The organism is Streptomyces roseus, from assembly GCF_001044425.1.
Classification (GTDB): Bacteria; Actinomycetota; Actinomycetes; order Streptomycetales; family Streptomycetaceae; genus Streptomyces; species Streptomyces roseus.
On sequence record NZ_LFML01000119.1, the window covers coordinates 71662 to 88979 of the forward strand.

General features: G+C 72.3%; 17 protein-coding genes, 1 pseudogene and 1 riboswitch. Of the genes and pseudogenes, 8 read left to right on the top strand and 10 right to left on the bottom strand.

Annotated features, from left to right (window positions below):
• The first annotated feature begins 134 nt into the window (after positions 1-134).
• Together ACS04_RS26400 and ACS04_RS26405 are read left to right on the top strand one after the other, a co-directional pair.
• The gene (locus ACS04_RS26400) at positions 135-1334 is read left to right on the top strand and encodes a sensor histidine kinase (protein ID WP_048479273.1); all 1200 of its coding nucleotides are present in this window, start codon (positions 135-137) and stop codon (positions 1332-1334) included.
• Positions 1331-2032, top strand: a complete 702-nt coding sequence (locus tag ACS04_RS26405) for a response regulator (protein ID WP_048479274.1) — start codon at positions 1331-1333, stop codon at positions 2030-2032. Before ACS04_RS26400 ends, ACS04_RS26405 begins: the two co-directional genes overlap by 4 nt.
• 32 nt (positions 2033-2064) lie before the next feature.
• On the opposite strand, the gene ACS04_RS26410 is transcribed toward ACS04_RS26405, so the two are convergent.
• A complete protein-coding gene (locus tag ACS04_RS26410) occupies positions 2065-3573 on the bottom strand; it encodes a DUF4246 domain-containing protein (protein WP_078865363.1) in 1509 nt (502 codons plus the stop codon).
• A 135-nt stretch (positions 3574-3708) separates the two neighbouring features.
• On the opposite strand from ACS04_RS26410, the gene ACS04_RS26415 reads away from it, so the two are divergent.
• A complete protein-coding gene (locus ACS04_RS26415; protein ID WP_048479276.1) occupies positions 3709-4332 on the top strand; it encodes a histidine phosphatase family protein in 624 nt (207 codons plus the stop codon).
• A gap of 42 nt (positions 4333-4374) precedes the next feature.
• On the opposite strand, the gene ACS04_RS26420 is transcribed toward ACS04_RS26415, so the two are convergent.
• From ACS04_RS26420 to ACS04_RS26430, 3 genes are all read right to left on the bottom strand, one after another.
• Positions 4375-5235 (bottom strand): DUF3626 domain-containing protein, encoded by an 861-nt coding sequence (locus tag ACS04_RS26420; protein ID WP_078865365.1) that lies wholly within the window; start codon positions 5233-5235, stop codon positions 4375-4377.
• Between the two features lie 79 nt (positions 5236-5314).
• Entirely contained in the window at positions 5315-5707 is a 393-nt protein-coding gene (locus tag ACS04_RS37680; RefSeq protein ID WP_048479278.1) for a hypothetical protein, read from the bottom strand.
• Between the two features lie 61 nt (positions 5708-5768).
• The gene (locus tag ACS04_RS26430) at positions 5769-6221 is read right to left on the bottom strand and encodes an Ohr family peroxiredoxin (RefSeq protein WP_048479301.1); all 453 of its coding nucleotides are present in this window, start codon (positions 6219-6221) and stop codon (positions 5769-5771) included.
• Between the two features lie 77 nt (positions 6222-6298).
• A riboswitch (guanidine-III (ykkC-III) riboswitch) is annotated at positions 6299-6361 on the bottom strand.
• 225 nt (positions 6362-6586) lie between these two features.
• Here ACS04_RS26430 and ACS04_RS26435 point away from each other — a divergent pair.
• On the top strand, positions 6587-7432 hold the full coding sequence (locus ACS04_RS26435) for an SDR family oxidoreductase (protein ID WP_048479279.1): 846 nt from the start codon (positions 6587-6589) through the stop codon (positions 7430-7432).
• A 66-nt stretch (positions 7433-7498) separates the two neighbouring features.
• Here the strand turns inward: ACS04_RS26435 and ACS04_RS37685 are convergent, their stop codons facing one another.
• Entirely contained in the window at positions 7499-7690 is a 192-nt protein-coding gene (locus tag ACS04_RS37685; RefSeq protein ID WP_048479280.1) for a hypothetical protein, read from the bottom strand.
• Between the two features lie 390 nt (positions 7691-8080).
• The gene (locus ACS04_RS26445; protein ID WP_048479281.1) at positions 8081-8323 is read right to left on the bottom strand and encodes a hypothetical protein; all 243 of its coding nucleotides are present in this window, start codon (positions 8321-8323) and stop codon (positions 8081-8083) included.
• 197 nt (positions 8324-8520) lie between these two features.
• On the opposite strand from ACS04_RS26445, the gene ACS04_RS26450 reads away from it, so the two are divergent.
• Positions 8521-11055, top strand: a complete 2535-nt coding sequence (locus ACS04_RS26450; RefSeq protein ID WP_063839307.1) for a helix-turn-helix domain-containing protein — start codon at positions 8521-8523, stop codon at positions 11053-11055.
• A gap of 137 nt (positions 11056-11192) precedes the next feature.
• Here ACS04_RS26450 and ACS04_RS39580 read toward each other — a convergent pair.
• Both ACS04_RS39580 and ACS04_RS26455 read right to left on the bottom strand, forming a co-directional pair.
• Positions 11193-11345, bottom strand: a pseudogene (locus ACS04_RS39580) (NmrA family transcriptional regulator); the annotation flags it as partial.
• 139 nt (positions 11346-11484) lie between these two features.
• Positions 11485-12759 carry an MFS transporter gene (locus ACS04_RS26455; protein WP_048479283.1) on the bottom strand — a complete coding sequence of 425 codons (1275 nt, stop codon included), beginning with the start codon at positions 12757-12759 and terminating at the stop codon, positions 11485-11487.
• Between the two features lie 148 nt (positions 12760-12907).
• Here ACS04_RS26455 and ACS04_RS26460 point away from each other — a divergent pair, with 148 nt between their 5' ends.
• The 3 genes from ACS04_RS26460 (at position 12908) to ACS04_RS26470 (ending at position 15635) form a co-directional block, all read left to right on the top strand.
• On the top strand, positions 12908-13414 hold the full coding sequence (locus ACS04_RS26460) for a MarR family winged helix-turn-helix transcriptional regulator (protein WP_048479284.1): 507 nt from the start codon (positions 12908-12910) through the stop codon (positions 13412-13414).
• A gap of 344 nt (positions 13415-13758) precedes the next feature.
• The gene (locus ACS04_RS26465; RefSeq protein ID WP_048479285.1) at positions 13759-15126 is read left to right on the top strand and encodes a lipase family protein; all 1368 of its coding nucleotides are present in this window, start codon (positions 13759-13761) and stop codon (positions 15124-15126) included.
• Positions 15127-15140: 14 nt separating this feature from the next.
• Positions 15141-15635, top strand: coding sequence for an NUDIX hydrolase (locus ACS04_RS26470; protein ID WP_078865374.1), 495 nt, complete (start codon positions 15141-15143; stop codon positions 15633-15635).
• Between the two features lie 99 nt (positions 15636-15734).
• On the opposite strand, the gene ACS04_RS26475 is transcribed toward ACS04_RS26470, so the two are convergent.
• Both ACS04_RS26475 and ACS04_RS26480 read right to left on the bottom strand, forming a co-directional pair.
• Positions 15735-16619: an ABC transporter permease gene (locus ACS04_RS26475; RefSeq protein WP_048479286.1), complete on the bottom strand. Its 885-nt coding sequence runs from the start codon at positions 16617-16619 to the stop codon at positions 15735-15737.
• Positions 16606-17318, bottom strand: a 713-nt coding sequence (locus ACS04_RS26480) for an ABC transporter ATP-binding protein (RefSeq protein WP_048479287.1), incomplete at its 5' end; no start/stop codon positions are given. The genes ACS04_RS26475 and ACS04_RS26480, both read right to left, overlap by 14 nt.

A 17318-nucleotide genomic window follows, 5' to 3' on the forward strand; every position in this document is an offset into this window, starting at 1 on the left:
CGGGGGTCGGCCCCGTCGTCCCGTACTGGATGGATCTCCGCCTCAACCGCCGGTGCAGGGAGGCCACTTCCCCAACCGGGGGTGGAGTACCGCGGTGGGAGGCCGGTTCGCGCCGTCCGGGCTAGGCTGCGGCGATGCGGATCCGCCCCTCCACCATGGACGCGCTGACGGCCCTCGCACAGACGGGTGTGGCCGTGCTGCTGGGCCGGGAGGCGGTCGCCCAGGGCTGGCCTCCCCTGGACCTCGCCGCGTACCTGCTCGTCGGGCTGGTGACGGTCCCGGTGGCCGTGCGGACCAAGGCGCCGGTCGCGGTCTGCCTGTTCACCCAGCTGATGTGGGTCGTGTACATCACCGCCGGGTACTGGCCGGTCGTCACCTGCTTCGGTCCCATGCTCGCGGTGTACACGGTCGCCGCGCTCTGCCCGGTCCGCACTTCGGCGGCCTGCGCCGCCCTGATGGCGGCGGTCTGGGTCTACGCGGGACTGCTGGGCAACGGCCCGGGCGGTTCCATGGCGACCGTCCTCGCGCAGGCCGTGGTCTTCCCGGCCGTGCTGTGGCGGTTCGGGCTGGTGGCCCGCCGGTCTGCCGAACTGGCCCGCCAGCTGAGGCGCGAGCGGGACGAGCGGGCCCGCCGCCACGTTGCCGAGGAACGCGCGCGCATCGCACGCGAACTGCACGACATCGTGGCCCATCACATGTCCGTCATCTCGATCCAGGCGGGTCTGGCCGGGTACGTCTTCGACTCGGCGCCCCGCACGGCCCGCGCGGCCCTGTCCACCATCCAGGAGACGAGCGCCGAGGCGCTGGACGAGCTGCGGCGCATGCTCGACCTGTTGCGGGACACCGGCCGGGAACAGCCGGAGGGCGGTGCCGGCCCGCAGGCGCCGGGCAGGGACGCTCCGATGCCGGGGCTGTCACGGCTGGCGGAGATGGCCGAGCGGGTGAGCGCTGCCGGCGTTCCGGTGGACCTGCGGATCACGGGCGACGCGCGCGCCCTGGCCCCCGGCGTGGAGCTGTGCGCGTACCGGGTGACGCAGGAGGCGCTGACCAACGTGCTCAAGCACGCCCCGGGCGCCCGCGTGACCGTGGCCCTCGACTACCGGCCCGCGCACCTGTCGGTCACCGTGACCGACGACGGCGCGGGCGGCCGCCCCCTTCAGGCCAAGTTGGCACGAGGGAGCGGGAACGGGTTGATCGGCATGCGCGAGCGGGCCAAGCTCTACGGAGGAACGATCAGCACCGGCCCGTGCAGCGAAGGGGGCTATGCCGTGTGCCTCACGCTGCCGACCTCCGCCCGGACCGTACCGCCGGGCGAGGACGGTCGCCCGGGATGACGGGGTCCGCGGTCTTGAGGGTGCTCGTGGCCGACGACCAGTTCCTCATCCGGGCCGGGCTCGTGGGCCTGCTCGAGGTGGCGGAGGGCTTCGAGGTCGTCGGCGAGGCCACGGACGGCGCCGAGGCGGTCGAGCTCGCCGCCCGTACCCGCCCCGACGTGATCTTGATGGACATCCGGATGCCCCGCATGGACGGGATCGCCGCCACGGAGCGGATCCTCGCCGGGGCCCGGCCCCCGGCACCCCGCGTGCTGGTCCTGACCACGTTCGACCTGGACGAGTACGTGTACGGGGCGCTCAAGGCCGGGGCCTCCGGCTTCCTGCTGAAGGACTCGGGGCCCCGGCGGTTACTGGCCGCCATCACTGCCGTCGGCAGCGGGGACGCCCTCTTCGCGCCGACCGTGACCCGGCGGCTGGTGGAGGCCTTCGCCACCCGCGCGGGCGGCGAGGGGACCTGCGGGGCCGCCAGGGCCGGGGCCGGCACCCTGGACGTGCTGACGGGCCGGGAGATCGAGGTGCTGGAGCTGGTCGGGCAAGGCCTGGCCAACGCCGAGATCGCCTGGCGGCTGTTCATCACCGAGGGCACGGTCAAGAGCCACCTGAGCCGGACGATGACGAAGCTCGGCCTGGAGAGCCGGGCCCAGGCGGTGGTGACGGCGTACGAGAATGGGCTGGTGGTCCCAGGCCGGAACACCTGAGAAGCCGGTCGGCCGGCCGACCAGTTCCCGTATCAGTGCTCGCAGAGGGAGAACTCCCGTTCGTAGAGCTGGTCGTTGTGCTCGTCGACGAAAAACTTGCGTTCCCGCATGAGCTGTTCGCGGTAGTCCTTCGCCTCCTCGAACGTCATGGTCGAGGTGTCGGACCACGGTTGCTGCGGCGGCACGTCGGACGTCGAGACGATCCGCTCCGACGGGTCGACGAGGAAGAACGCCAGGATCTTGCGGTGTCCCGGGCGGCCGGGGTCCACGAGGCGGAACGAGCCGACGCGGTGCTGGAGGATGTTCGGGAACGCCAGGCAGCGGCCCGCCGGGGTCGACGCCGACCCCCATATCTGGTTCAGCGCGTCCTCGTCCTCCAGACCGTAGACCTCACGCAGGCCGTTGTCGTCGTTCTGCTCGTAGCTCGGGTCGTCGAGCGCCGCCCGGAAACTCAGCCGGCTTTCCGTGACGTTCTCGCTGTCCCAGTAGTAGATGCCCGTCGAGACGATCCGCTCGTTCAGCATCCCCTCGACGTGCCAGGAACCGCCGGGGTACTCCGGCTTGTCCGGGGTGAGACGGATGGTGGCGAGCTTGACGATGACCTGGAGGCGGCGGCCGCGCAGGTCGACCCGGGCGGCCGCGTCGGGCGGCTCGGGCGGCGTGAAGGCCGGGGCGTCCGGGATGACCGGGCGCCGGTTCTCCCACCATTCGTCCTGAGCCGCTTCCCACGCACGACGGGCTTCCTCGAAGGCCTCGCCGTCGCTGAAGGAGGACCTCTCCGGGTACTCCGGTTCGGAGTCGTACCACCCGTAGGGATCGGCCTCGATCCGCAAGGGCCGCGGATGGCGCAGATCGGTGAGCACGTTCTCCAGCAGCGGGCGCATGCGCGCGAACAGGTCCGGCAGGACGGCGGCCAGTTCGCCGTGGAGTTCGGGGTGGACGTTGTTGACATAGGAACGGAAGGCGACACCACCGTCGTCGCTGACGTCGACGTCCGTGGGCAGCCACTGGAACTTCTCCGAGAACTCGTACCTCGAATAGTGGTCCGTCGGATTCTGCCAAGCTTGCTCGGGCGCCCCGCTCACCCCTCTCACCAGGCAGAACAGCGAGGGATGAACCAGATCCAACACCTGGCCGTCGGAGCCCGGGTGCCAGTCCTGCTCCTCGGCGGGGACCTGTTCCAGAACCCGGACCGCCGCGCGCAGCCTGGAGCCGAGCTCATCGTCGACGAGCGTGTCCGACTGCCACACCCCGTCGACGGCGGACACCTCGACGCCGGTCCGTTCGTCCCGCAGCGCCGCGTAGTGGGCGAGTTCGGCGAGCACGTAGCGGACCTGCGCTTCGGTAAGGCCCTGGGCGACCGCCTCCCGCGTCCACCTGGCGACGACGTCGGCGTCGTTCATCTTGTCGAACCATCCCGGCTTGGCCCGAATGTGCGAGCTGCACTGCATCATCTGAAGTTCCCGCAACGTTCGCGGTGTCGCGAACGCGAGGGAACGGGATGAATGAAAGGGCAGCGGGAAAGCAGACAGGCCGGACAATTCTCTTGACCCTTCGAGTCGGTGTGCGGTGGCCGGAAGGATACTTGAGCGAACCGACACCGCAGCCGGAACCGGGTTCGGGGCTGACGCGTCCAGCGATACGCAAGATCCTTGGTGGGCGCAGAGGAGTGTGTGATGACCGGCACGGCGGCCCGTTACCTCTACTTGGTTCGGCACGGCGAAGCGGCGTCGGAGGAGAGCGGGCTGACGGACGCAGGCCGTCGGCAAGCCGTGCTGCTCGGCCGGCGCCTCCGGGACGTTCCTCTCGCTGCGATTCACCACGGCCCGCTGCCCCGGGCGGAGCAGACCGCACGTCTGATCGGCGACCAGCTGAAGAACGTCCCTCTGCACGTCTCGGAAGTCGCCGGTGACTACGTTCCTCATATGCCGGTGAGGGACGAACTTCCCGCCGAATCAGCCGACTTCTTCCTCCGCTTTCTCGATGGAGTCACCGAGGAGGAACGGGTTCACGGATCCGCTCTGGCCCGGCAGGCGCTGGACATGTTCACCGGGCCGGTGGACGGTGAAGACGACCGGCACGAACTCGTCGTCACCCACAACTTCCTGGTCGCCTGGCTCGTCCGGGACGCCATGCACGCGCCGCGGTGGCGCTGGCTCGGCCTCAACCACGGCAACGCCGCCCTCACGGTCATCCGGTACGCGCCGGGCCGGCCGCCCTCCGTCCTCGTCTCCAACGAAATGCGGCACCTGCCCCCCGAGCTGCGCTGGACGGGCTTTCCCTCCGAGGTACACATCTAGGGGGAGTCTGGTCCCGCCTGCCCGGCCCCGCCCCCTGGGAGCTCACTTCCAGGTCGCGCCGAATCGCGCCAGGTAGTGCCACACCTTCTTCACCGCCTGGGGGTCATGGCGGCCGGCGCGGGCGGCATCTCCGACGATCCGGGGATCGAGTACGCCGTCGACCGCCAGCTGCGCGCCCAAGTCGACGTATTCCCGGCCGCGGTAGCCGGGGTGGCGCCGGAGTTCTTCGACCCCGAGCCGGAAGCCGGGGTGCCACTCCACCGGGCAGCCGAGACGCCGAGCCGCCGCCTCGATCGCCGTGCCCCGGTAGCAGGGGTCCAGTACCAGCGCCTCCACGTGGGAGTCCAGCCGGACCGGCCCGTGCACCTGGGCCTCGATGTAGTCGTCGAGCTCGTCCTGGTGGTCGGCGAGGGCGAGTTCTATCAGCCCCATGCGGGCCGCGACGCCGAAATCCGAGGGTTCGAAGAAGCTGTCCGGGTAGCAGAACGTGGTCCGCGCGAGCGTCTGCGGTGTCAGCCTGAAGTGGGCGGAGCCGAACCGCGGCGCCCCGCCGGCCGGCTTGCGGCGGAAGTTCAACGCCCCGTAGACGGGCCGCTCGTGAGCGCCGCCTTCGTCGTACGCCCCGTCGAAGATCCGGCTCTCCCAGCGCCAGCGGTCGCCGCCGGGGTGCGCGGTCAGCCCCCCGTTGCCGGTCCCGGTGACGAACTGCGAGCGGTAGACGCCGTCCTCGGCCAAGGCCTCCAGGATCGGCTTGCCGTGCAGCGAACGGTCCGGGTGGAAGTTGAGGGTCACCCGCAGCGTCGGGTCCACGGGAGGGCCCGACGCCAGCCCCGAGACATGGCGAAGGGCCCGTTCCCGAGCCGTCCGGGCGGCTGCGGTGCTGAACGCGGCTGAGGTCCTCATCCGCACAGTGTTCCTCAGCGGGAACAAGGGGCGCACGTGGTTTGTCCGCCGACCGCACGCCCCCGCCGCGCGGGCGGCCTCACAGCCGCCAGTACGAGCCGGCGCGCGCATCGACGTGCACTACGTGACGGCCGACGCGCACCACGTGGTGGTCCGGACCGGACCAGGAGCCGCAGGGTCCCCCGGCGGCGGGCAGCGGGGTCCAGATCTCCAGGAAGGTGCCGCCGTCCGGGTTGGTGCCCCGCTCGACGAGGTTCGCGCCGTCCCACCGGAACGTGCCGGTGTCTTCGCCCGGCTCGCCCGTGAGGTGGTGGAAGTGCACCCCGGCGCCGTCGAAGGACGTCGTACCGGCGAAGCCCCGGCTGTCGGCGTAGTACGGCCCGGCCTGCAGCCACACCACCTCGCGGTCCTCGACGAGGGGTCCGCCGTCGCGGCTGATGCCGCGCCGCAGCCACGCGCCGTGTCCGGGCACCGGGACCCCGGGTCCGTCCGGAAGATCCGGCGGGCGTGCGCCGTGGCGGACCGGCCCGGGCTCAGGCGTGGTCATCGGCGGCGGGCCCGTCCACGGCCAGGAGGGTCAGCGGTACGTTCCCCCGCACGGCCTGCGCGTACGGGCAGACCGCGTCCGCCCGGTGCAGCAGGGGCTGGAGGTCCGCCGCCCGCCACCCCGGCAGACTGACGGTCAGCGCCACCGCGAGGCCGTAGCCCGCGGGCGTGTCCGTGGTGCCGAGCTGCACCTCGCAGGCCACGCGTGCGGCGGAGGCGTCCGCCCCGAACTCGGCGGCGACCTCGGCGAGCGCGGAGGTGAAGCAGGCGGCGAAACCGGCCGCGAACAGCTGCTCGGGATTGGTGGTGCCGGGGACCTTCTTGCGCGGCGGGGCGAGGCGGACGTCCAGGCGTCCGTCGTCGGTACGCACGGATCCGGTGCGTCCCCCGGCGGCGTGCGCGGTGGTCCGGTACAGGGTGCGGGTGAGTGGCACGGTCATGGCGGTGTGGCCCATCCTGCTCGACGAGGACGCTGCCCGGGCGCGGACAGCGGGGCGGCGCCGCGTGTGCGGCACCTCGCGCGTCGTCGTGCGTAACCGGGTACGGCGCATCTCGTCCGGGGCCGTGGACCGGCCGCCGGACAATCTAGCAACGCGATCCGTCGCCCGGGGCGGCCCCCGCGGTGAACTACCTCACCTCCTGTCCGTCCGGCCGCCCGCGGCGGCCCGGCCGTGTCGCGCGCGCCCGTCCGCACGCCCGCGTGCCTCCGCGCGCCCCCGCGGCAGGGGATGACCGCCGGCCGTCGCCCCCCGACCATGACCGTCACCACCACGGTCCGCACCACTCACTCGTCACGGGGGCAACGATGGGACGACGCTGGCTGCTCACGGGATGCTCCTCCGGCCTCGGACACGCCCTGGCCTCGGCCGCAGCCCGGGCGGGGGACGAGCTGGCGGTCACCGCCCGCAAGACCGCCGACCTGGAGGGCCTCGCCGCCGCCTGGCCCGGCCGCATCCTTCCGGTCCCGCTCGAACTGCGCGACGCCGCCTCATGCGAGGAAGCCGTCCGCAGAGCCACCGACCGTCTCGGTGGCATCGACATCCTCGTCAACAACGCGGGCATCGGACTCTTCGGTGCGGTCGAGGAAGTGTCGGACGTCGAACTGCGCGACCAGTTGGAGACCCTGGTCGTGGGCCCGTGGCGGCTCACACGGCTCGTCCTGCCGCTGATGCGGGCCCAGGGCCACGGCCACGTCGTCAACATCTCCTCCGTCGTCGGCCGCATCGCCTTCCCGGGCCTCGGCGCCTACGTTGCCGGCAAGCACGCCCTGGAGGGCATGAGCCAGGCGCTGGCCATCGAGGCCGCCCCGCACAACATCCGCGTCACGGTGGTCGAGCCGGGCATGTTCGCCACGCGCTACGGCACCTCCATGACGGAGGCGCGGCGCCGGATCCCGGTCTACGACGTGACCAACCGCGAGATGCTCGACGGTGCCCGCGGTCTTGCCGAGAACCCCGAGACGGGACGCCCCGAGGACTTCGCCGAACGAGTTCTCGACATCATTGCGGCCGAGGGCCCGACACCGCTGCGGATTCCGGTGGGCGACGACGCGTACGGCTACCTGGACCTGGCGGAACAGGCCTCCCGCGAGGAGTTCGCCGCGGCCCGGATCCTCACCCAGGGGCCGCCCCCGCCCCCGCCGCCGGTCTGACGGCGGGGCATGCGGGTGCGGTTCACCCCAGGCTGCGGTGGCGGCCGCCACCCGTACGGCCCGTGGTCAGCGCGCGTGGTAGCGGACGTCGCGCTGACCGGGCACGCGGGTCAACCGGGGAGCGGCCGAGCGGCGGTGGCCGCCCCGCGCCCGGCGGCCCGGGAAGGGGTTCTGCCGGACGTCGGCGCTGGGGGCCGCGATGAGGAGACCGACGAGTACGAGGGCCACGACGAGGATGAGCACGGCTACGAGGTTCATGTTCCTGCCTTTCGCCGGGTATTGAATGGCTGTCACTACTGCTTGTTACCAAATCTGAGAGACCTAAACACGGAGTGTGACCGGCTCGGGAGTTCGTCTCCTGCCGCGCGCGGCCTCCTGGGAGGGCGCAAACGACCGGCACGCTGAGCCTGGTGACCGGATGGCCCGTCGCGCACAGGGCCCAGGAGTACCCGACCGACCCCGAATGCCTGCCCGGCCATCCGCGTCGAAATGCACCGGCTGGAGACGGAGTTGTGTGCGGCCGGCCCTTGGACGTCGACGGAGGGCCGCCGCTGCCGTGCTGTCCGGCGGCCCACGACGGGAGCCTCCTCGGCACCGGGGCCCGCAAAGGCAAAGGCAAGGGCTCGAGCAGAGGCACCGGCATCGGTTTCAGTGCCCGCAGGCGGACACGATGACCAGCAGGAGGATGCCGAGGACCGCCATCGTGGCGCAGACCACGCAGCTCGTGCCCTCCCGGGCGGGGACGGCGGCGCCGGTCTCCACCTGGCCGCCCAGACGCATTCCGGGGTGCCGGGTGTCGTAGTGGTCCATGTGCCCGCGTTCGGCCTCGGACTCGGTGCCCCAGGGGGTCTTGAATCCGCATTCGCCGCACCAGAATCGGTAGGTCGTCACATCTTCTCCTCGGGTTTCCGGAGCGTGGCCGGCGGTGGCCGGGGACCGGATGCCGCAGGACTCCTCCGGGTCCGAGCGTGGTGTCCGCGCAGGTCGCGGTACAGGTCATGGCGGCGGTCACGTATGACCGGTCGCCGCCCGCTACGCTCACCTGCGGTCCGGGCCGGCCCTCCGGCCCCGGGAGGGAGGATCCGCGCGTGACGTCCGATCGACTCGGGCAACTGGCCTCGCTGTTGAAGCTCATGCGCCAGCGCTCCGGGCTGACGCAGGATCAGTTGGTCGCGAAGTCCGGAGTGAGCGAGAGCACCATCCGGCGGCTCGAGAGCGGCAGGGCCCCGAACCCGACGCTGCTCTCGCTGGAGCGGTTGCAGGACGCGCTGGGAGCCGGCCCCGAGGACCGCAGGAAGCTGGCCGAGCTGCTCGCGAGCGGGCCCGGCATTCCCGCGCCCGACGGCGGAGCGGACGGGGCGGGGGCACCGCGGCCCGGGCGACTGCGTCCCCCGGCGGCGCCCTCCGAGACGCTGGTCCGCGACGAGGTGCTGTCCGCGGCGCGTGACCTGGCGCTGGAGATCCGTCGCCGCTGGCGGCTGGAGGAAGAACGGCGCCGGGTCCACGACCCCTTCCCCCTCCCGGTGCGGTGGCGGCGTACCGACCCCGCCCTCAGCGATCACGAGGCCAACGTCGAACGGCTCCCGCCGGGGGCCGCGGCGCCCGCCCCCGCCGACCTGTGCGGCGACCTGCCCACCGTGGCCGAGTTCTACCGCCGCCGGCCCTCGGGGCGGCTGGTGGTCCTCGGCCGGGCGGGCTCGGGCAAGTCCGTGCTCGCGATCCGCTTCGTCCAGGACTTCCTGGAGACCCGTACCGCCCCGGACCGCGTGCCCGTGATCTTCAGCATCGGCTCGTGGGACCCCACGGCCAGGACCCTGCGCGCCTGGATGACCGAACGGCTCGTACGGGACCACCCCCACCTCGCGGACCGCGTGGCGGGCACCTCGACGGCCGGCGCCCTCATCGAGGCCGATCTCGTCCTGCCGGTCCTGGACGGGTTCGACGAGATCGCGGAGGGACTGCGGGGCCGGGCCCTGGAGCGGCTCAACGAGTTCTCCTCCCCGCTCGTCCTGACCAGCCGCCGCGAGGAGTTCGCCGAGGCGGTTGACGCGGCGGGCACCCCGCTCGTCTGGGCCACCGTCATCGAGCTCGCGGACCTCACCGTCGACGACCTCGCCGCCTACCTGCCGAGGACCGCGCGGCGGGGCGGCGGGCCGGACGGCCACGGCCGGGGCCTGTGGGACGCGGTGGCGGACCGGCTGCGCGCCCCGTCCCGGGACGGCGGCGGCACCGAGCCCCTGACCGCGGCCCTGCGCACCCCCCTGATGACCGCCCTGGCCCGGACCCTCTACGGCGAACGGACGGAGACCGACCCGGCCGAACTGCTTGACGCGCAGGCGTTCCCCGACGAGAGCTCCATCGAGGAACACCTCCTCGCAGGCTTCGTCCCCGCCGTCTACCGCCGCCGCACCCCGGAGCCCGAGCACGTGCGGGACTGGGACCCGGACCGGGCCGAGCACTGGCTGGGCTACCTCGCCCACCACCTGGCACACCCCGACCGGGAGCGGCAGGACCTCGCCTGGTGGGAGATCGGCGACTTCCTGCCGCGCCGCCAGCGGATGCTGAGCGTGGCACTGACGGCCACCCTCTGCGCCGCCCTCAGCGCGTGGCTGATCGGCCTCCTCATCGGCCCGCTTCCCCTGGGGCAGACCCTGTTGGAGGGCGCCCTGATGGGACCCGCCGCCGGCCTGGCCTTCGCGGCGGTGTACGCGGTCATGATCGCCCGGGGCGGCGGAACCTTGGAGCCCATGCACGTGCGCCTGCGCCTGCGCCCGCGACTGCCGGGCAGCGGCAGCGGACCGGATCCCCGGCGGGGCAACGCCGCCGGGAGCGCGGGGGAGGGGAGTCCGGGCGCGGGAGTACGGCTGTCCGCGCGCGCACCGCTGCGGGTGTTCACGGCGCGGTTCGGCGCGGTCATGGCGGGCGGCTTCGTGATGGGCGCGGGGGGCGCCTGCGCCCTGGCGGTCGAGCGGCAACTGGCTTATGGGACGCTGGTGCTGAGCCTCGCCGTCCTGGAGGGGGTGGCCGTGAACATGCTCGTCTTCGGGCTGATCTTCGGTGCGGGGACGGGGCTCGTATTCGGGCTGCTCGCGGCGTTCGAGGCACCGCTGGACGTGGCCTCCGCGGCGGACCCGATGAGCCTGCTCGCCGCCAACCGCGCCACCGTCCGCAGGCAGCTCGTGGCGCTCGTACCGCTGCTCGTCCTCTCGGTCGCGTTCGGCGGCGGCCTGATCGTCGCGCTGCTGGACGGCCCCCTCGGGGTTCTGAACTGGGATGCGCGGGACGGCCTGTACGTCGGCGCCGTCGTCGGTCTCGGCGGCGGGACGGCGTACGCGCTCTCCTTCACGGCGTGGGGACGCTGGGTGGTCCGGGCCAGGCTCTGGCTGCCGCTGACCGGCAAACTGCCGTGGGACACCGCCGCGTTCCTGGACGACGCCCACCGGCGCGGGGTGCTGCGCCAGGCAGGCGCGGTGTACCAGTTCCGGCACGTACGCCTCCAGCACCACCTGGGCCGCACCTACCGGCGCCGCCAGGCGCAGAGGTCGCACCGGTGGGCGTCGGTGACGGCATCACCGGGCGCGGGACCGGGGACGTCTGCGGGCACGGCGGCCGGCAGGGAGTGAGGCCGGGCCGGCCTCCCCGGCGGGAAGCCGTCACCCGGCCAGGGGACCCGTCGGGCCGCCGAGCCCGCCCACCGGACGGCGGCTCTCAACGGACGGCGGCCCTCAGCGGAACGCGGCGACGTTGAGGGCGGCCCAGCCTGCCGACGCGGGGTGATCACCTCAGGGCCTGTCAGTTCGTACACGCCTCCGGCGTGCCGGTCATCCAAAAGGCAGGCCGCCGCGACTTCGGCGATGTCCGCAGGGTCGATGACCGGCACCCCGACGTCTCCGAAGGTCGCGGCGACGACCCGGGACGTCGGCGAGCCGCTGACGGAGTTGTTCGACCGGATCACCCGGCAGCTGTCGCCCCGCAGTCCGGACCAGCGCGCCGGCCCGCCGCCGCCGTGGGGCGGGACGGGCCGGCGGAGGCCGGGAGTTCGCGGGCCCGGGTCAGGAGCCGAGCACCAGGGCCGCGGCGACCGCCGGGCCGAACGCGCCGCCGAGCTGGTAGCAGAGGGCGAACAGGCCGATGGCGACGGGCCGCTGGTGCTCGGGGGCGCCGGCCGCCGCGTGCATCGAAAGGCAGGCGTTGGCGCCGGTGGCGGCGAAGACCCCGCCGACGGTGGCGGCCAGCAGGAGCGGGCCCCAGTCCGAGAAGGCCGCGGTGGCGGCCGCCAGCACCCCTACGCCGATCAGTACGGCCAGTACCGCCGGGCGGCCCATCCGGGCCGAGGCCGCGGCCAGCAGCCAGGACAGCGCCGAGCCGACGAGCAGCGCGACCAGCTGGCCGGCCCCCGCGGCGCCGGTGTCCCAGCCCGCCCGGTCACCGAGCAGCCGCGGCACCGCGAAGAGCAGCGTGAAGTACGAGCCCGACAGGACGAGCGCCAGCAGCCCCGAGGTCAGGAAGACCGGCGTGCGCAGCAGGGCGGCCGGGACGAACCCCTCGGGCCGGCGGCGGATGTGCAGGGCGAGCAGGACCGCGGCGACGAGGGCCGCGCCGAGTGCGGCCAGCGGGGCGTGGGGGAAGGTGACCAGGGCCGTGGCCAGCACGGTCAGCAGGGCGGCGCCGCGGCCGTCGAAGCGGTCGGAGGAGGGCGTGATGGCCCCGGTGTAGCGGAGCACCGCGGGCACGGCGAGCACCGCGACCACCGACACGGAGAGGGACAGCCGCCACGAGGCCGCGTGTGCGAGCTGTTCGCCGAGGAGCGGCCCGGCCGCTCCGAGCATGCCGAACCCGGCACTGATGACACCCATCCGGCGGGCCGTTCCGGCCAGGCTCATCGCCGCCGCGACGAGTCCCGCTCCGCCCGCGGCCTGGGCGGCCCGGCCGGCCAGGGTGAGCGGGAGCCAGGGGGAGACCGCGACCAGGAGGGTTCCGGCGAGGACGAGCGCGGAGGCGAGGCGCAGTACGGGCCGCAGGCCGGTGCGGCGCAGGAGTCCGGCGAGCAGCGGGGTACCGACGGCCATGGCCCAGGCGAAGGCGGAGACCAGCCAGGACGCGGTGGAAGTGGACACCCCGAGCGAACGGGCCATGTCCGGCAGGATCAGGACCGGGGCGTTGGCCCCGGCGGCGATGGGGGTGGCGAGCAGCGCGAGCCAGAAGGCGGGGACGGGTCCGCGGGCCGCTGGGCGGCCGGGGGCCGCCGGAACTCCCGGCGTGCGGGTGGCGGACGTACCTGTCCCGGCACGGATGCCGGTGTCTGTGCCTGCGGGCGCGGTGGTCATGGCGCCGCTCCAATCCATCTGAAGGTTAACAATCTCAACGTTGAAATAAAATCACCGGATGCCCCTCAACGTCAAGTCTCTTAACGTTGAGGGATCCGGGTTATGCTGGGTCCGACGCGAGCGAGTGATCGAGACGGGCGGAGGTCCGATGAGTGACGCGGTGGATGTGATCGTCGGCCAGTGGGCTGCGCAGCGGCCCGACCTGACGGACGAGCTGTGGCCCATCGAGGTCCTGGCCCGGATCCAGCGGATGAACCGCATCATCGAGAAGCAGCTCAAGGCCTTCGTGGCCGAACGTGACCTGGAGGTCGGCGAGCTGGACATCCTGACGACGCTCCGGCGTTCGGGTCCGCCCTACACCCTCACCGCCGGGGCCCTCATCCCGGCCGCGATGGTCACCTCCGGGGCCATCACCAACCGCATCGACCGGATGGAAGCCAAGGGCCTGGTCGAGCGGGTCCGCGACGGCCAGGACCGCCGCTCGGTCCGCGTCCGCCTGACGGATCAGGGCCGCGAGGTCGCCGAGAAGGTGATGGCGGAGCACCTGCAGCACTTCGCATCCCTCCTCGCTCCCCTGGACCGCGACACCTGCGACACGGTGGCCTCGGCGCTGCGTACCCTCCTGAAATCCCACGGGGACACCTCGATCGGATAGGGCGGAGCGGGGGGTGTGTCAGGTCGGCCCCACACATTCGGCCACGGCGCGTGCGCACCACCCCTGATCTGCGATGAAGCAGTGCGTGAAGGGGAGTTGGCGCCCCGCCCTCCGCGTGGCCGGCGTCCGTCGGCCTCCCGGCCCCCCGCCCCTTCCATCCGATGTGGCCGGTTTCGCCCCTTCCGGCGCCGCCCTCCGGAGCGGCCGGTACGGCCTCCGGGCGGTCGCTGCGCCGACGGTGGGTCGGACTCCGAAAACCCGCGTGACGCACCTATGTGAAACGGCGTTACCTCCAGTAAGTTACCGCCAGGTAAAACCACTGCGGGTCGACGTACGGGGGAGTAATGAACCGGAGAGCCACTGCTCTGTTGTCCACCGCCATCGTGACTGCCGTCGTCGCCGGCGTCGGCGCCGTTACGGCACCGACGGCGTCGGCGGCTTCGGCGGCACCCGGCGCGAGCGCCGCACGAGGGGCCGGCGCGACGCCCGACCCGTTCTACCGCTACGAGGGTGCCAAGCCGCTGGCCTCGTACCGGCCCGGCGACGTTCTGAACAAGCGCACCCTGAACTACCACGTCTTCGGCATCCCGACGCCGTTGAAGGCCGTCCAACTGCTCTACCGCACGACCGACGCCCAGGGCAGGCCCTCGGCCAACGTGACCACCGTGGTCCGCAGCCCCCACGGCGACGGCAGCAAGGCGGTGTCGTACCAGTCGTTCTACGACTCCCTCAACCCGGAGGACGGCCCCTCCCGTGCCATCGCAGGCGGCCTCTCCCTCGGCGGCGTCATCTCCAATGCCGAATCCGTCATCCTGGCACCGCTGTTGCTCAAGGGCTACGACCTGATCATCCCGGACACCGAAGGCCAGAAGGCCGACTTCGCGGCGGGCCCGGAGTACGGAACGAACACGCTGGACTCGATCCGCGCCGCCGGCCGCACCCGGGAGACCGGCCTGCACGCGGGTACGAGGATCGGCCTGTTCGGCTACTCGGGCGGGGCCATCGCCACCAACTGGGCATCGGCCCTGGCTCCGGCGTACGCGCCCGAGGTGAACGGGCAGCTGGTCGGTTTCGCGGAGGGCGGGCTGCTCGTCGCCCCCGCGCACAACCTCAAGTACGTCGACGGCGCGCTCGCGTGGAACGGGGTCATCCCGATGGCCGTCATCGGCGTCTCGCGCTCGTACGGCATCGACCTCCGCCCGTACCTGAGCGCGAAGGGCCTGGCGGTCGTCAACGACCTCGAACACGGCTCGATCGTCGACGCGCTGGGGCGCCACCCGGGCATGACGTGGAAGGACATGGCGAAGCCGGAGTACAAGGACCCGAACTCGATTCCCCCCTTCGTCGAGGCGGTCAACAAGATCAACCTTGGCCAGGCCGCCACCCCGACCATCCCGGGGTTCATCGGACAGGGCAACGCGGGCTGGCTGGAGGGTACGTACAACGCCCCGCCGGGCATCGGCACGGGGGACGGCGTCATGGTCGCCGGAGACGTACGGGCGCTGGCCCGGCAGTACTGCGCCAACGGCAACGGCTCGATCAAGTACGAGGAGTACGGCCTGCTGAGCCATGTCGGCGCCATGCCGTACTGGACGTCGCGCGCGATGGCCTGGCTGGACGACCGCTTCGCGGGCCGGACCGCACCCACCAGCTGCGGCTGGATCCCCGCGGGCAACTCATTGGAGCCCCAGAAGCCGACCGCCACGCGGTGACGCGGCGGCCGGACATGCCCGCACACCGCCAGTCGTTCAGCGTGGACCGTGACGTCGAGCTGCCCCTGCCCGCACCTGGCGAGGTCTGGACGGTGGGGGCCGTCATCCTCAACCGTGACGGCAAGGCCTTTGCCCAACGCCGCGGCCCCCATCGCCGGCTCTTCCCCGATACCTGGGACATCGTGGGAGGCCACGTCGAGGCCGGGGAGAGCCTGCTGGAGGCCCTGGCACGGGAGGTCCGGGAAGAGACTGGCTGGTACCTGCGCCGGGTGCGGCGTTTCCTCGGCGCCGGCACCTGGACCGGAGACGACGGCGCCGGCCTCCGGCATGAGGCCGACTACCTCGTCGAGGTCGAGGGTGACCTGGACCGTCCCCGTCTGGAATGGTCCAAGCACTCCGCTTACGGATGGTTCGGCCCCGAGGACCTCGACACCCTCAAAGAGAACCGTGTGCCGGGAGAGTTCCTTGTCCACGACCTCATTGCGCGAGCTCTCCACGATCGTCCGTGACGAGGAGCCCCGCACCGGACGGGACCCGGTGCCGGCGCCCCGTGCGCGGCGCGAGTGGAGAGTCAGCGTCGTCGGGTCGACGCCGCGTTGGACGGCCCGTCAGTTCTTCACCAGGAGGCCGCGGTTGCGCAGGACGTGTCGTTCGGCGGGGCTGAAGATGAGGAGGTCGATGGCGATGCCGACGACGAGGATGAGGGTGATGGCGAGGAATACGCCGGGGAGGTCGATGTTGTTGCGGCCGTTTTCGAGGAGTTGGCCCAGGCCCAGGCCGAGGTCGGGGGAGCTGGCGATGATTTCGGCGGCCATGAGGGAGCGCCAGGAGAAGGCCCAGCCCTGCTTGAGGCCGGCGAGGTAGCCGGGGAGGGCGGCGGGCATGACGATGTGGCGGGCTCCGGTGAGGCCGGTGGCGCCGAGGGTGCGGCCGGCGCGGAGGTGGAGCGGGGGGATCTGGTCGATGCCGGCGACGAGTCCGTTGGCGATGGAGGGGACGGCGCCGAGGAGGATGACGGTGTACATCATGGCGTCGTTGAGGCCGAACCACAGGACGGCGGGGGGTACCCAGGCGACGGAGGGCAGGGATTGCAGTCCTTGGAGGATGGGGCCGATCGCGGCGCGGACGAATGTGACGCGGGCGACGAGGAGTCCCAGGGGGGTGCCGATGGCGAGGGCGAGGAGGAAGCCGAGCAGGCCGCGGGAGACGCTGGTCCAGATGACGTCGAGGAGGGTGCCTGCCAGCCACATCTGGGTCAGGCTGTCCCAGACCGCGGACAGCGGCGGGAGCTTCGTCTCGTCGGTGACCTTCAGGGAGACCAGTGCCTGCCAGACCAGCAGCACGAGGCTGATGGCGGTGAGCGGCGGCAGGACCTTTTTGAGGAGGGTCTCGCGGGTGGGGGTGCGGTGGGTGTGGACGGCGTCGAGGGCGTCGAGCCCGGCTTCCAGGCCGGCCAGGTCATCCGTTTTCGGCTTGGTTTCAGTGCTGGCCATGGCGGCGGATCTCCCCACGGAGGTGTTCGGTGATCTCGACGGACAGTTGGGCGACGTCGGCGTCTTCGATGCGGCGGGGTTGGGGGATGTCCACGTTCCACTGTGCGGCGATGCGGCCGGGGCGTGAGGAGAGCAGGATCACGCGTTGGGCGAGGCGGACGGCTTCGCGGACGTTGTGGGTGACGAAGAGGACGGAGACGTGGGTTTCGGCCCAGATGCGGGTGAGTTCGCCGTGCAGGACGTCGCGGGTGATGGCGTCCAGGGCGGCGAAGGGTTCGTCCATCAGGAGCAGGCGGCTGTCCTGGGCCAGGGCCCGGGCCAGGGCGACGCGCTGGCGCATGCCGCCGGACAGCTCGTGGACGCGTTTGCCGTGTGCGCCGGAGAGGCGGACGAGTTCGAGGAGGCGTACGGCTTCGGGCTTGCGGTCGGCTTTGGGGACTCCGCGCAGGCGCAGGGCGAGTTCGATGTTCTTGCCGGCGGTGAGCCAGGGGAAGAGGGCGTGTTCCTGGAACATCAGGGCGGGCCGGCCGGCGGTCTCGATCGTGCCGGCGGAGGGCTTGTCGAGTCCGGCGACGAGGTTGAGCAGGGTGGACTTGCCGCAGCCGGAGGCGCCCAGGATGGTGACGAACTCGCCGGGCGCGACATCGAGGCTGATGTCGTCCAGGACGAGCTGCGATCCGGCCGGGCCGGTGAAGGACT